Origin of the sequence: Candidatus Enterovibrio escicola, assembly GCF_002464935.1 — a bacterium.
GTDB lineage: Bacteria > Pseudomonadota > Gammaproteobacteria > Enterobacterales > Vibrionaceae > Enterovibrio > Enterovibrio escicola.
On the sequence record NZ_NBYY01000029.1, the window covers coordinates 1 to 14,019 of the forward strand.

The 14,019-nt window shown below is 40.9% G+C and carries 10 protein-coding genes, 8 tRNA genes and 4 pseudogenes; 6 read left to right on the plus strand and 16 right to left on the minus strand.

From position 1 onward, the window contains the following. Positions 1-364: 364 nt before the first annotated feature. From BTN49_RS09525 to BTN49_RS21130, 9 genes are all read right to left on the minus strand, one after another. A tRNA-Leu gene (locus BTN49_RS09525) sits at positions 365-451 on the minus strand. Positions 452-644: 193 nt separating this feature from the next. Beyond that, positions 645-721, minus strand: a tRNA-Met gene (locus BTN49_RS09530). A 183-nt stretch (positions 722-904) separates the two neighbouring features. Then, a tRNA-Met gene (locus BTN49_RS09535) sits at positions 905-981 on the minus strand. A 78-nt stretch (positions 982-1,059) separates the two neighbouring features. Continuing rightward, a tRNA-Gly gene (locus tag BTN49_RS09540) sits at positions 1,060-1,135 on the minus strand. 32 nt (positions 1,136-1,167) lie between these two features. After that, positions 1,168-1,244 (minus strand) — tRNA-Met (locus tag BTN49_RS09545). A 78-nt stretch (positions 1,245-1,322) separates the two neighbouring features. Beyond that, a tRNA-Gly gene (locus BTN49_RS09550) sits at positions 1,323-1,398 on the minus strand. A 32-nt stretch (positions 1,399-1,430) separates the two neighbouring features. After that, a tRNA-Met gene (locus BTN49_RS09555) sits at positions 1,431-1,507 on the minus strand. A 150-nt stretch (positions 1,508-1,657) separates the two neighbouring features. Then, a tRNA-Cys gene (locus tag BTN49_RS09560) sits at positions 1,658-1,731 on the minus strand. 426 nt (positions 1,732-2,157) lie between these two features. Further along, positions 2,158-2,337: a hypothetical protein gene (locus BTN49_RS21130; RefSeq protein WP_146679349.1), complete on the minus strand. Its 180-nt coding sequence runs from the start codon at positions 2,335-2,337 to the stop codon at positions 2,158-2,160. Positions 2,338-2,365: 28 nt separating this feature from the next. Here BTN49_RS21130 and BTN49_RS19350 point away from each other — a divergent pair, with 28 nt between their 5' ends. Next, a complete protein-coding gene (locus BTN49_RS19350; protein WP_263363889.1) occupies positions 2,366-2,488 on the plus strand; it encodes a hypothetical protein in 123 nt (40 codons plus the stop codon). 155 nt (positions 2,489-2,643) lie between these two features. On the opposite strand, the gene BTN49_RS09565 is transcribed toward BTN49_RS19350, so the two are convergent. Together BTN49_RS09565 and moeA are read right to left on the minus strand one after the other, a co-directional pair. Further along, positions 2,644-3,393 carry a molybdopterin-synthase adenylyltransferase MoeB gene (locus tag BTN49_RS09565; protein ID WP_097357000.1) on the minus strand — a complete coding sequence of 250 codons (750 nt, stop codon included), beginning with the start codon at positions 3,391-3,393 and terminating at the stop codon, positions 2,644-2,646. Positions 3,394-3,402: 9 nt separating this feature from the next. Further along, positions 3,403-4,650, minus strand: a complete 1,248-nt coding sequence (moeA, locus tag BTN49_RS09570) for a molybdopterin molybdotransferase MoeA (RefSeq protein ID WP_097357001.1) — start codon at positions 4,648-4,650, stop codon at positions 3,403-3,405. Between the two features lie 224 nt (positions 4,651-4,874). Here moeA and folE point away from each other — a divergent pair, with 224 nt between their 5' ends. Continuing rightward, entirely contained in the window at positions 4,875-5,537 is a 663-nt protein-coding gene (gene folE / locus BTN49_RS09575; RefSeq protein ID WP_097357002.1) for a GTP cyclohydrolase I FolE, read from the plus strand. A 26-nt stretch (positions 5,538-5,563) separates the two neighbouring features. Here folE and BTN49_RS09580 read toward each other — a convergent pair whose 3' ends face one another. Then, entirely contained in the window at positions 5,564-6,754 is a 1,191-nt protein-coding gene (locus BTN49_RS09580; RefSeq protein WP_097357003.1) for an amino acid aminotransferase, read from the minus strand. A 387-nt stretch (positions 6,755-7,141) separates the two neighbouring features. On the opposite strand from BTN49_RS09580, the pseudogene BTN49_RS22500 reads away from it, so the two are divergent. From BTN49_RS22500 to BTN49_RS09595, 3 pseudogenes are all read left to right on the plus strand, one after another. Beyond that, positions 7,142-7,463: pseudogene (locus tag BTN49_RS22500) on the plus strand (transposase); the annotation flags it as partial. A gap of 131 nt (positions 7,464-7,594) precedes the next feature. Beyond that, positions 7,595-9,020 (plus strand): annotated as a pseudogene (gene tnpC, locus BTN49_RS09590) (IS66 family transposase). Positions 9,021-9,048: 28 nt separating this feature from the next. Continuing rightward, a pseudogene (locus BTN49_RS09595) lies at positions 9,049-9,495 on the plus strand (transposase); the annotation flags it as partial. Between the two features lie 68 nt (positions 9,496-9,563). Here the strand turns inward: BTN49_RS09595 and asnS are convergent. Then, on the minus strand, positions 9,564-10,964 hold the full coding sequence (gene asnS, locus BTN49_RS09600) for an asparagine--tRNA ligase (protein WP_097357024.1): 1,401 nt from the start codon (positions 10,962-10,964) through the stop codon (positions 9,564-9,566). A gap of 347 nt (positions 10,965-11,311) precedes the next feature. Between asnS and queD the strand changes: the two genes are divergently transcribed. Further along, positions 11,312-11,674, plus strand: coding sequence for a 6-carboxytetrahydropterin synthase QueD (gene queD / locus BTN49_RS09605; protein WP_097357005.1), 363 nt, complete (start codon positions 11,312-11,314; stop codon positions 11,672-11,674). A gap of 202 nt (positions 11,675-11,876) precedes the next feature. Here the strand turns inward: queD and queE are convergent, their stop codons facing one another. The 3 genes and pseudogenes from queE to BTN49_RS09620 all read right to left on the minus strand — a co-directional run bounded on the left by queE (position 11,877) and on the right by BTN49_RS09620 (position 14,016). After that, positions 11,877-12,542 carry a 7-carboxy-7-deazaguanine synthase QueE gene (queE, locus tag BTN49_RS09610; RefSeq protein WP_097357006.1) on the minus strand — a complete coding sequence of 222 codons (666 nt, stop codon included), beginning with the start codon at positions 12,540-12,542 and terminating at the stop codon, positions 11,877-11,879. A gap of 433 nt (positions 12,543-12,975) precedes the next feature. Next, positions 12,976-13,291: pseudogene (locus tag BTN49_RS19715) on the minus strand (transposase); the annotation flags it as partial. Positions 13,292-13,422: 131 nt separating this feature from the next. Then, entirely contained in the window at positions 13,423-14,016 is a 594-nt protein-coding gene (locus BTN49_RS09620; RefSeq protein WP_223823847.1) for a recombinase family protein, read from the minus strand. Positions 14,017-14,019 lie beyond the last annotated feature (3 nt).

A 14,019-nucleotide genomic window follows, 5' to 3' on the forward strand; every position in this document is an offset into this window, starting at 1 on the left:
GGCTTTTGCTAAACTTTCCTTCTTGTCTGGGAAGGACACCTAATTTCTTCCAGTATCCAACAAAGAAATAAGCACTTTCGGCACCATAGTTGTATTGACTTTATAGTTAACTTGCTGGTGGGGCTTATCGCGTATTCATTTCAACTAAAGAAGCCGATCATCAAGATGATTAGGTTTGATAAGCAAGCACTTATGCAGAACTAAAGTTGACTAAGAATCAAGACAACCTGTACATAGCCTATGTAATCGATTTAAACTTTAAACATAGCAAAAATTTAGAGTTGCAAAAATTTAGAGTTAACCTGGAATCTATTACACCTGACAAAGATAGCATCACTGTAACCCTGTAACGCTTTGTTACTTATGGTGCCCTGAGCCGGATTTGAACCGGCACAACTTTTCCGTCGAGGGATTTTAAATCCCTTGTGTCTACCAATTTCACCATCAGGGCTACGCTATTCGACTGTGATGATTTCCACCCTCGTAATATCCTAGTTACCACTTTAGCCATTTCTCATATCTTATCCAAGATCTAAGTGGAGGGAGGGAATATTTCTAATGTGTGAATTCAATCATAGCTGTTTCGAGACTACAAGCTAAACTCGCTCTATGCGATTACACTGCATGCAATCGGTAACTTAATATGGTTGCGGGAGTCAGATTTGAACTGACGACCTTCGGGTTATGAGCCCGACGAGCTACCAAACTGCTCCATCCCGCGTTTGTCCTTATAATTAAAGTACGATGTCATCGTACTCCCAAATATAACCTGAGAGAGCCTGAACATTAAAATTTATAGCAACACCAGGTGTTGAATCTTGTCTGTCTCAACCTTTGTAGAATTACACTTTATGCAGCCGAGGTGATCACACATACTATTAAGTGTAAGCCCAATAAATAAACTTGGTTGCGGGAGTCAGATTTGAACTGACGACCTTCGGGTTATGAGCCCGATGAGCTACCAGACTGCTCCATCCCGCGTCCCTACTTATTCACTTTAGTACTATAACATCGACTCCTGACTAATTTGCGTTTGCTGTCAAGACGTAAATTAAAATTTGGAGCGACACACGAGGTTCGAACTCGTGACCTCAACCTTGGCAAGGTTGCGCTCTACCAACTGAGCTAGTATCGCATATTTTTCATCGAGAGCCTAATAAATAAATTTGGTTGCGGGAGTCAGATTTGAACTGACGACCTTCGGGTTATGAGCCCGACGAGCTACCAGACTGCTCCATCCCGCGTCCCTACTTCTTCACTTTAGTACTATAACATCGACTCCTGACTAATTTGCGTTTGCTGTCAAGACGTAAATTAAAATTTGGAGCGACACACGAGGTTCGAACTCGTGACCTCAACCTTGGCAAGGTTGCGCTCTACCAGCTGAGCTAGTGTCGCATATTTTTCATCGCGACCCCAATAAATAAATTTGGTTGCGGGAGCCAGATTTGAACTGACGACCTTCGGGTTATGAGCCCGATGAGCTACCAGACTGCTCCATCCCGCGTCCCTACTTATTCATTTTAGTACAATAACAATTAAACTGGATTAATCTCCATCGAGACGAAGACCAGAATTTAGAGTGGGATACGAGTTGCGAGTTCGTGTCCTTTAATCTTAGCAAGATCTCACCTTACCAGCTGAATTAGTGTCGCCATGGAGGCGTGTCACGGAGTCGAACCGAGGTACACGGATTTGCAATCCGTTGCATAGCCATTCTGCCAACACGCCTTATCTCACCCACTTAACAGTGTAAAACTTCTCTGCGGTAGGGACTGGCATTTTACATAAGTTTTTAAGACTGTCACGTATTAATTATAGGGTATTCGTATGAATCTTCATTCTTTGGTCACTTAGGTAAAGCTTGCTAGTGATTTTTCTGTAAAAATACAGAGTTTATCATACAGAGATTTTAGTTCAGGGGAACGCCTATTTTGCTCGACTTGGTTTTCAACATATTTAAGGTCATGTACCTCAAACCCGCCAAGTTATCAGTGGTATTTTTGCGCTAAATCTGGAAAGAATTTTCCTTGTATACTCACCTCCAAGATCCAATGCATGGATTTTATGTCCCAATGGTCTCTAATTGCGTCACTTGCTTGCTGTGATATCAACGTTGTTGAGCTAATCTAACCTGAGCGGCACATAAGAAATGAACTAAATGTCAAAGTCGCGATCTGATCGTTTGAAAAAAACTATCGACTGCATAAGCAAGTGCTTATGCAGATCTGATGTTAATTCAGAAAATTCGTTGGTGAGGTAGCGGCAAATAAAGTGGATGTAGTAGGTTTTGAAATCTCGATACCTAGATTGATGGAAAGATATCACTATCGTCATCACTTCGCTAACTGAGAGGTAAAAAGGCTTGTTTCTTTGTTTGACACCGGAAGAAATTAGGTGTTTTTTCCATGATAGAGAAGAAGGTCAGGCAGAAGTTGTCGACATCGACGACAATAACATTCTGAGTTATTCATGCCCAAGTCCTTAATGCAGTTAATAGTTTTTTTCAAACGATCAGATCGCGACTTTGACATTTAGTTCAGTTCTTATGCACAACTTAGGTTAGTTAAGATCTTTGGGGAAACAACGCCTATATATGTATCAATATTGATAATATGACTTAGAATAACAAGAGGGAATGTTTCAGTTATTGCATACTGAACAGTATGCATTCTTAAGAATAGTAAATCTATGCCACTTACTGTCCATTGCATCAAACATCATCAATTTACCAGAAGGTAGAGGGCTAAAACGAGAGATGACTTTGATTGCCTCAAGTGCTTGCATTGCACCGATGATACCCACCACGGGTGATAATATTCCCATCTCAGTACAGTTCGATTCTTGATCTCCAAACATAGTGCTAAGGCACCGGTAGCAGGGTTCATTTTTACTATATGTGAATACGGATACTTGCCCTTCCAACCGTATTACAGCACCATTTACCAGTGGGGTTTTATGAGAAAAACAGAGACGATTGAGCTGATTCCGTGTTTCAATGTTGTCGCTGCAATCTAGCACTAGTGAATGTTTAGCAATCAGTGTAGACAGTGCTTCGTCGGCGAGTCGTTGCGCAATGATATTCACTTGGACATGCGGATTAAGTTGTCGCAATGCTTTCGCGGCAGATACAACTTTCAATTTGCCAATAGTACTGTCGTTATGCAATATCTGCCGCTGCAGATTAGACAGCTCAACAAAGTCGTTATCAACGAGTGTCAGAGTGCCAGCGCCTGCCGCTGCTAGGTATTGACTTGCAGTGCAACCTAATCCTCCTAGCCCTAGGATCAGTGTGCTGCTCTTCTTCAATGCTTCTTGACCGTAAAAATCAAACTTCTTGAGTGAGATTTGTCGATTGTATCTTAGTTCTTCTTCGGACGAAAGAATATCCACGGTTACCCTTTAATTTAATACAGCAAATACAGCATTGAACGGTTCAATTGTCACTGTTTCATTTACCTTGACGTATCCGCGGTTTTGTTCCAAAATTATGAAACAGTTGGCTATGGACAATCGGCTAAATGCTCCTGAGCTTTGATCGCCTGTTGAGGCTACCCACAGTTTATTGTCTGAATCTACATGATAGATTGCACATTGATAGTCAGTTCGCCCTAGAGATTTTTTGAAGGGTGTTGCAGCTGTGGCTTTCAATTTAATGGTGGGGATCCATTGAGTATATCCACCCAGTTTTGCTAGTAGAGGTTGAACTAGAACATGCAATGTGACTAACACAGCCATTGGATTACCTGGTAATCCACAAAAAAGAGTGTCTTTTACGGTGCCAAATGCGAATGGCTTACCAGGTTTAATGGCGATTCTCCAGAAATCAATTTTACTTTCTTGGCCAAGAGCATCCTTTATAAAATCAGTTTCACCTACACTGACACCACCGGTGGTGATAATAACATCAGCTAGATCTGCCGCTTGTAAAAAGGTATCGTGAAGTTGATCAAGACAATCTGGTATGGTACCAAGATCGATAGTATCGCAACTAATTTTATCAAGTATTGCGTGGATGGTATAACGATTACTGTCGTATATTTCACCTTTACCTAGTGTTTCCCCAACCTGACGAAGTTCATCTCCAGTAGAAAAAAAAGCCACTTTCGGCTTACAAATAACTGATACAGTGGCAATACCTAATGTTGCCAGCATAGGTATTTTTAGAGGGGTAAGCAGCGTACCTTTAGGAATGATGATCTCACCCACCTTTACATCATTTCCCATGGGGCGTATGTTCTGTTGAGCAAAGGGTGTGGTTGTAAATGTTATGTTGTTATAACCCTTTATCTTGGTTTGTTCTTGCATGATAACGGCGTCTGCACCCATAGGTATGGCAGCACCCGTCATGATGCGAATACAAGAGCCTTTTGGCCATTTACCTTCAAACGGCATACCCGCGAACGACTTACCGGCGATTGACAAGGCTTGATCATTGACTAAGTCAGCACATCGAATGGCATAACCATCCATAGCAGAATTGGAAAAAGGTGGTACATTTATAGGCGAGATAATATCTTTTGCTGTGATGCGGTTTTGAGCATATCTTAACGAGACCTGTTCTGTTTGTGTTAGTGATTTAGTCTTTTTAAGAAGAATAGAAAGAGCAGTTGAAATGGACATCAGTCCTAGTGTATTACAGGAATCCATAAATAAATTCTCATAGTTTTGAGTCAATCATGTTTAACACGGTAAATGAAAGGAGGTGTTATCTCAAATTTTACGGGCAAACTAAAGCTGATATACAAATCAAGGTGTAATTTTATTACTAATACCGTTATCCTTCGAAAATCTGAGATTAAAAGAAAATGACTCTTGTCCTTAAAACGAGTATCTGATTAGACAACAACACTGCAACGATCCGAGGTTTTTCTATGACAGCATTGAGCAATTTTGCCATCCTAGTTCGCGCAGCACTTATTGCGAAGGACATTGAAACACCCATGTATTCAAACTCAACGATGACCCCAGCAGAAAAGAAAGAAATAATTGAGTACCACATGCGGGAAATACTGTCGGTTATCGATCTCGATTTGAATGACGACAGTTTGATGGAAACCCCAGTACGTATTGCTAAAATGTACGTGGACGAGGTGTTTTCTGGATTAGATTACTTTAACTTTCCGAAAATTACAGTTATTGAGAACAAAATGGGCTGTGATGAAATGGTAAGAGTAAAGAATATTACAGTGACAAGCACTTGTGAACACCACCTCGTTACGATTGATGGGTTCTGTACAGTTGCTTACCTTCCAAAGGAGAAAATTATTGGGTTGTCCAAGATAAACCGTATTGTCCGTTTCTTTGCTCAACGTCCTCAAATACAAGAGCGTTTGACGCGTCAAATCCTTGTAGCTCTTCAAACGTTGCTGGAAACGGATAATGTTGCCGTACATGTGAATGCAACACATTCTTGTGTGAAAGCACGTGGTGTAATGGATGCGACAAGCGCAACGACTACAACTGCTCTGGGTGGTGTATTCAAAAAGAATGCTGCGTCTCGTGCCGAATTTTTTCATGGAATTGGTTGTTTATAATAGAGTGATTCACTCATGTGTTGTTATTATATTACAGCTACAATTGCTTTACACAGCAGATCCATGTTAGATTGCGTCATGCCTGCAACGCTAATTCGACCAGAATTAATGATGTATATACCAAACTCATCTTTCAAGCGAGTTACTTGACCTTTATTCAGGCCAAAGAAAGAGAACATACCGTTCTGACGTCCCATGAAACTGAAATCAGTACCAACGCTCTCTCTTCGAATTGTGGTAACAAACAGTTCACGCATTGCTTTAATACGGAGACGCATGTCTGTGACTTCTTGTACCCACTCTGTGCGTAGAGTTTCATCACATAAAATTTTGGTTACAATAGCAGCTCCATGTGCGGGTGGATTTGAGTAGATAACCCGTGCAATGCTTTTTACTTGGCTGAATGCAGTGGCTGCTTCTTGATCATTTCTACCAATCAATGTAAATGCACCCACTCGTTCGTTATACAATCCAAAGTTTTTAGAGAAAGAACTAGCAACCAGTAATTCTGGGCAAGTATTTGCGAAAATTCTGAGACCAGCAACGTCTTCTTCAAGGCCGAAGGCAAAGCCTTGGTAAGCTAAGTCGAACATTGGTAGCAAGTTCTTTTCATTACACAGATTTGCCAGCTTCTGCCATTGTACGTTATTTGGGTCAATACCTGTTGGGTTATGGCAGCAACCATGAAGCAGAACAATATCACCTGCGCTAGCAGTTTCAAGATGGGTCATCATTGCTACAAAATCTATATCTTTGGTTTCCGAGTTGTAGTAGGAGTATTCTGCTATTTCCAGATGGGCTGCTGTAAATATGCCGTTGTGGTTTACCCACGTTGGGTTACTTACCCAGACTTTAGCTGAACCAAGTTGACATTTAATAAATTCAGCGGCCAAACGCAGGGCACCTGTACCTCCTGGTGTTTGTGCTATTTGTATACGTTTGTCGTCGGTAAGGGTTGTATTATCGCCGAATAAAAGTTTTTGAACTGCTAATCCATACTCTGGTATACCAAGGATACTTAGGTAAGACTTGGTGGTTTCTTTTTCTAGCAAAATAGTTTCGGCTTTTTTTACTGTTGCTAAAACTTGGGTGTAACCAGATTCATCTTTGTAAATACCTACACCTAAGTTAATCTTATCAGTGCGTGGATCTGTCTTAAATTCTTCAGCAAGACCTAGAATCTGGTCGGCAGGAGCCGCCTTTATTTTCTCGAACATTTTTATGCATCCATGGTGTTATTAACAATAATTTTACCTATTTATACCATTTTGATTCATTTTAATAAAACTGAATTATTTTGAATTTTCGATTTTATCCGTTGATTCATTCATTAGCTTTCGTTACTCTATGATTTTATCAGTCTAATTTTCACTACTGATCGGAAAATTTAGAGTTATCTTAGGAAATAACAAGCTCAGTGATAGAAGTAAATTAGAAGTTCTTTCGTTTAATAGTCAATATTGGTACAGCACATTTCAGTAGAATTGAGCTTAGAAAATCGGAGGGCATGGTAATTAACCTGAGCTAAGCATAAGAAAGGAACTAAATACCCCAGTAGCGATCTGATCGTTAAAAAAAACTATCAACTGCATAAAAACTTGGGCATTAATAACCTAGACGCTATGTTCGTCGATGTCGACGACTTCTGCTAGACTTTCCTCCCTGCATCGGAAAACACCTAATTTCTTCCGGTTTCAAACAAAGAAACAAGCTTTTTTTACCTTTCAATTAACGAAGTGATGACGATAGTAATAGCTTTCTATCAATCGGGTATCAAGACTTCAAAACCTATTAGATCCACTTTGCTCTTACCTCACTCACCGTCAGGCAAGGCCGACAGGGATTGCCTTCGTTGATTCATCCAAGCTACAGGTTTGTTACAATCGACGCATTCTCAGACATCAGGTTTTTAAAGGTACCGCGAAATGAAGAAAAGGAACGATTGGGTGGTTCTACGTAATCGTTCACCGGTCCCCATTGAAAAGCAATAAGTGATGATAATCTCCCAATTGCTAATTTCCTATTGAATGACCTTCTCAGCCTAACAAACTGTCTTTATAAAAAAGAAGCATTCTGAAAATGAACCACCCACGGTAGATCAATTGAGCTCCGAGCAAGCCAACACACTTATCCGTGAACGATGGAACATAGCTTCTTGAGTACGCAAATAGGTTATTTTCTAGTTCACGGAACTCATCACGCTCTCCGTCGTCAAACTCCCCAGCAGCGAAGGACGCGCGAAAAAAGCTCAACACCCTCGCTGCCTAAATCAGGTGGGCGATCAGCCTAGCCATAAGGGATAAAAAAGACCTGCAAGCGAGCTCAAAAAGACCGATTCCATTATGTGTTGTTAGCTAGAGACCTGCTGCACTCAATGCGGTGGGAATGCTGTTCCGAATACGGAGTATACCTATAGGTATCAAATCTTTGAGTTACCCAAAGTATCCTTGAATATTACTGAATCTCAATTATTCCATGGTCGGTACCAGCACTGTAACCATACCGTCCAAACCAATTTGCCCGATGACGCCCCATCAGGTCAATTAGATCCTCGGCTGTTTAGTCACATTGCCGTTTTATCTGGTCAATATCACCCGAGTATTCGAAAAATACAGCGCCTTCTTATGGATAAATACGGTACGCATTTTTCTATCGAACTGATTAGTAAAACCCAAGGACGAGTCAGTAGTATGTTAACGCTGTTGCAGCAGGCTCTGCATCACCCTGTAAAACAATCTGCTGTTATTCATATAGATGAAATAACGCACAAACGAAATGGGGTAGCGGCTACCCGATGGATCTGGCTCTTCAGTGGTAGTCATGCGGTATATCAAACCATGCGTTATCGTCGTAATGCGGAAACAGCAAAAGCAATGCTGGATGAACAGTACCACGCGATAGTGATAACCAACCAATGTGGTAGTTATAACTGACTGGATTCTACGCGCCACCAGTTCTGTTTGGCACATGTCACCCGCAATTTACAACAAATGGCGGAGTACAGAAATAAGAGGTTTAACGTCTCATATTGGCAAACGTCTTGTTCTACTCTACCATGCAGTATTCCGAATTTAGCACCACTCTGAGCAAGGAAAGATTACCGACGTCGAGTGGCGGCAACAAATGTCTCGTCTTAGAAAAAACCTTTCGGCTTAGCTAAAAAAGGCGAACAAGTCCCAACATCTCGGTATACTGGAAGATGTTCCTATATCTTGAAGTACGAACAGGGACTCTGAGTGTTCCTTCATCATGAAGAAATACTGTTGACCAATGATGAAACTGAGCGATGTATTCGGAGCAGCGTCATCAATCTGCTTCGGTACCAGCTCTCACTTAGGAGAACAGTTCCGTTCACGTGTTCTGTCCGTGATGGAAGCCTGTAAGAAACGTGGGCTGTCTGGATTGAATGTCATTAGCGATGTAGTATCATCAGTGATCCGCAAACAATCCTATCCCGACGTGTTTAATCTCATAAACACCTAGTCAAGCTACCTCTGGTCAACGCTTACGGTTCTGCAGCTTCAAATTACACCTTATTATCAATAACTAAGGTGCATTATCTTAGTTAAAGTGACGACGGCTAACATGGATGATAGAAAGCCTATATCGGAAATGGCTAACGAACTTTGGGGGTGTTTATACGGAGACAAAGGTTATATATCTAATCCATTGCATCGGGAGAATGCAGACAAGGGAGTGACACTGATAACGGGTGTGAAAGAAAATATGAAACCAAAAGTAATGAAACTTTGGGACCGCCTAATGCTCCAGAAATTATTTATTATTGAAACCGATTTTGACCAACTAAAAGATATATCCCAAATCGAGCATTCTCGATACCTTAATTGTATTAGCTTTATGGTCAACTTGCGGGTGGGCTTATTGCGTATTCACTTCAAGTAAAAAATCGAGCATCAAGAGAACTCGGCTTGATAAGCAAGCGCTTATGCAGATCTAAAGTTAATTAAATAGCATATAAGAAAGGGGCCGCACATCTACGGCCTCTTTAGAACTATAAATCTAGATTTAGAAATTTGCGCTACGTGGTGAGCGTGGGAATGGGATAACATCACGGATGTTGCCCATTCCGGTGACATAAGTGACCAAACGATCAAATCCCAAGCCAAAGCCAGCATGCGGTACGGTACCATAACGACGCAGATCGCGGTACCAGTTGATGTGCTCTGCCTCGATGCCTCTCTCACGCATACGTGCGTCTAGACTTTCTAAACGTTCTTCACGCTGAGAACCCCCGATAATTTCACCGATACTAGGAGCAAGGACGTCCATCCCTGCAACAGTTTTACAGTCATCATTCATGCGCATATAGAACGCTTTTATGTCTTTCGGAAAATTTTTTACTACAACCGGTGCTTTAAAATATTCTTCTGCAAGATAACGTTCATGCTCAGAAGACAGATCAATACCCCAATTAACAGGGAATTTGAATTCACGCCCAGAATTTTTCAGTATTTTAATCGCATCTGTGTAGTCTATTTGTGCAAAATCAGACTCAATAAACTTTTGAAGACGTCTAATTATATCTTTGTCGATACGCTGAGAAAAAAATTCAAGGTCATCACAACGTTGTTGTAGTACCGAATTGAATACATATTTTAGCATGTGTTCTGCCAGCTTAGCAATGTCGTTTAGATCTGCGAATGCAAGTTCTGGTTCAACCATCCAAAATTCTGCCAGATGGCGGCTGGTGTTTGAATTTTCCGCTCGGAACGTTGGACCGAAGGTGTAAACCTTACTCAGGGCACATGCGTATGCTTCTGCATTTAGCTGACCAGAAACAGTTAGGAAGGTTTCTTTACCAAAGAAATCTTCGTTGTAGTCAACAGTCCCTTTGCTGGTAAGAGGTAGATTTTCAAAATCTAGTGTTGACACACGGAACATTTCACCGACCCCTTCGGTATCAGATGCAGTGATCAATGGTGCAGATACCCAGATATAACCATGCTCATAAAAGAAACGGTGAATAGCTTGATACATACAGTTACGCACTCGTGCTACTGCACCTATTACATTAGTACGTGGACGTAGGTGCGCCACTTCACGCAAGTATTCGATAGAATGACGAGTTTTCGCCATTGGGTAGGTGTCAGTATCGACCACCCAACCAACGACTTTTATACAAGTTACTTGTAGTTCGGAGGCTTGGCCTTGGCCTAGACTTCCTACAACTTTCCCAGTAACTTCGACAGAGCAACCTGTGGTCAAACGTAGCACTTCTTCTTTGTAATTATTAAGCTCACGAGGAACAACTACCTGAATAGGTTCAAAACAAGAGCCATCATAAACCGCAATAAAAGAGATACCGGCTTTTGAATCACGACGGGAGCGCACCCAGCCACGGACAGTAACTTCAACGCCAACTGCCGTTTTGCCGTGCAGCACGTCTGCTACGGGCATATAGTTCATAATTTGCATCTAACTCCGTTAAAAATTGCCCCATGTTCATCATAGGGTCATAGGGAAAAATAATTCGCATTTTAACTAACAATTTTACCTAGATACCGTTAATCTTCAAGATTTGTTATTAGATGCTAGTCTAATGGATAGATTCAGTTGTTATAATAACAATCCATTAAACTGTTTAAAGTTCGTACTGTTTGTTTGAGATTTTTGTGGAAATATGCATTTTCACATTGCTTGTAAAATGATAAACGCTGTACCGGATGATTCAGTTTGAGCTTGAAGACAATATTGGGTAGCATCACATTGTATAAACTCTGATCGCAGTAATATTTGCTCATAGGAATGTATATATGCAAACTGAACTATTTAAAGAATTTATGTTTGAAGCCGCCCATTTATTACCACATGTTCCAAAAGGACATAAATGTGGTCGGTTGCATGGACACTCATTTTTCGTGCGTATCTATGTTGCTGGTGATGTTATCCCATATACGGGATGGATTATTGATTTTTCGGAAATTAAAGAGGCTTTTAAGCCTCTCCTAGATAGGCTTGATCATTACTATCTTAATGATATTAGTGGGTTGGAAAACCCAACCAGTGAAGTATTAGCAAAGTGGATCTGGGATGAACTCAAACCAAAACTGCCCTGTTTGAGTAAGGTGATGATAAGAGAGACCTGTACTGCAGGCTGTATTTATATCGGCGAATAATCATCTGACGCACGTTGTTACATACCCCTGATCTTATAGTAAGATTATATATCCAATAAGTTCTAAGCTCAATCATTATGGATGGCAACGGACTAAGGTGTGTCTTGGTATTAATCACTTTAAATATAACTCTTTCTAATAAGAACTGTCACCATAAAAAACGGACGTTCTATACATAGCATAACTTATTACATGCATTCCCTTATATAATATTCAAATACTTATGTATTTGAATGGACAAGCGCCAATTACGTTTGATACAGGTTTTAATACACAGGGCAGTCGCCCGCGATTTCTGATTGATGGGTTGCAAGGTAATTTCTATCGAATCGAGTAACGTAATACCATCTAGAAGGGTATCGAGTTTCTCGATATCACTCTCTGTTGCTACAGGATGTTTGATTTCGTTTGCCCGCTGCAATACGCATTTTAATACTGGCAATTTCCCTCGCATGTTGATTTTAGGTGAAACTGTAACCCAAGTATCCTTACTGCTTTTTACTGGATAGGTGCCACTAGTTTCAATTTGGCAACGGTATCCCGATGACTCAAGACGCCAAGTGAGTGGTTGCAAGTTATAAATACACGGTTCTCCGCCGGAGATGACAACGTGCTTTGAAGAGTAATTCTGCTCTACGTATAACGCAATGATGTCAGCGTTGATAGAAGCCCATAGCGAGTTATCATTCGTTTTTGAAATAATAGTTTCAAAGTTACGTTCGTCAGTAGGCAAGGCACCCCATGTGTGTCGGGTATCACACCAAGGACAACCTACAGGACAACCTTGTAGGCGGATAAACACAGAAGGGACACCTGTGAAGATTCCTTCACCTTGAATGCTCTCAAATATTTCATTGACATTGTACATACAGCTTCAGTGGTCAAAGTTAAATTTTAGGAAAGATTATGTCAGTTAATCGTGCGACTGTCTTGGGTTGTTATGTAGGGCAGGGAAATGAAATAAGCGCAACAAACTAAAAATTTGATAAGTGAGTTAGCTGATTAAAAGATTTAGGTCTGCTATCACAGATAAACACAAGGTTGTTATTAATGAATACAATAGCCTTTACCAACAGTTAACTCAAGAGTGAGATTTATGCCCCCTTTAGAAAGGGAAGGAGACTGAGATACTTATCAATGAAATCTGGTATATTATAGCACTTTTGGTCGGCGTTGTTGATTAAATTAGGCCTATAATGCACTGCTCTCAGTGTTTTCTACAGTCCTAATGTATCTGCTGGCGAATAGGCATATCGCGTCTTATAACCTTATTCATCGCTTCACCAACTTGAGCATTGTAATTAACCTAAGATCTGCATAAGCGCTTGCTTATCAAACTTAGTCATCTTAATGCTCGGCTTCTTTACTTGAAATGAATACGCGATAAGCCCCGACAGTAAGTTGACATAACTACGGTGCCGTAAATGCTTGATTTGGAATATGTTTTTTAGTAGGTCAAAAACGGTTTCAATAATAAATCGTTTCCGGAGCATCAAGCGGTTCCAAAGTTTCATTACTTTGGGTTTCATATTTTTTCACACCCGTTATCAGTGTCACTCCCTTATCTGCACGTTCCCTCTCCAATGGACCAGAGATATAATCTTTATCTCCGTATAAGGGGTAGACAGGGAATTAGTAAATTATCCTACATTAAGGATTTAAAGACACAAAATAACACGTACTTTCTCTTCAATCGCCAACCTTAAAACCTAGCTTTTTTAAAAGTTCGGGGATGGTACAGGTAAAATTTATTTGTCTTTTGCTAAAAAACGACTAACTGTAGACGGATGTACTTGAAACAACCTGGCCGCATCAGCGCCTGTTTTTTTACCAGACGTAACCAATGAGACTATTTCGTCTTGCTGTTTTTTGGTTAGTTTCGGCCGACGCCCACCAACTCGCCCTTCTTTTCTGGCGGCATCTAGACCATTTTTTGTACGTTCTCGAAGCATAGCTCGTTCAAATTCAGCAAACGAACCCACTATCTGCATCATCATACGTCCAGCAGGGGCTGAGGTATCGATTGATTCTATGAGACTCAAAAAGGTCGCTCCAGCAATTTCTATTTTTTCTAAGATCGTTAGTAAATCTTTTAACGACCGCGATAGTCGGTCTAGTTTCCAAACTACCACCGTATCGCCGAGGCGCAATTGCTCAAGCAGACGCTGTAACTCAGGTCGATCCCAGCGGCCGCCAGAGGCTTGTTCCTCGAAGACCAGTTTGCACCCAGCGCTCTTGAGCGCTGCTACCTGTACTTGGGTGTCTTGATCTTGAGTTGATATTCGTACGTAACCACATTTCATTGTTGCGATAACCTGTTGCCATTTATTTTTATTTTGCAATAT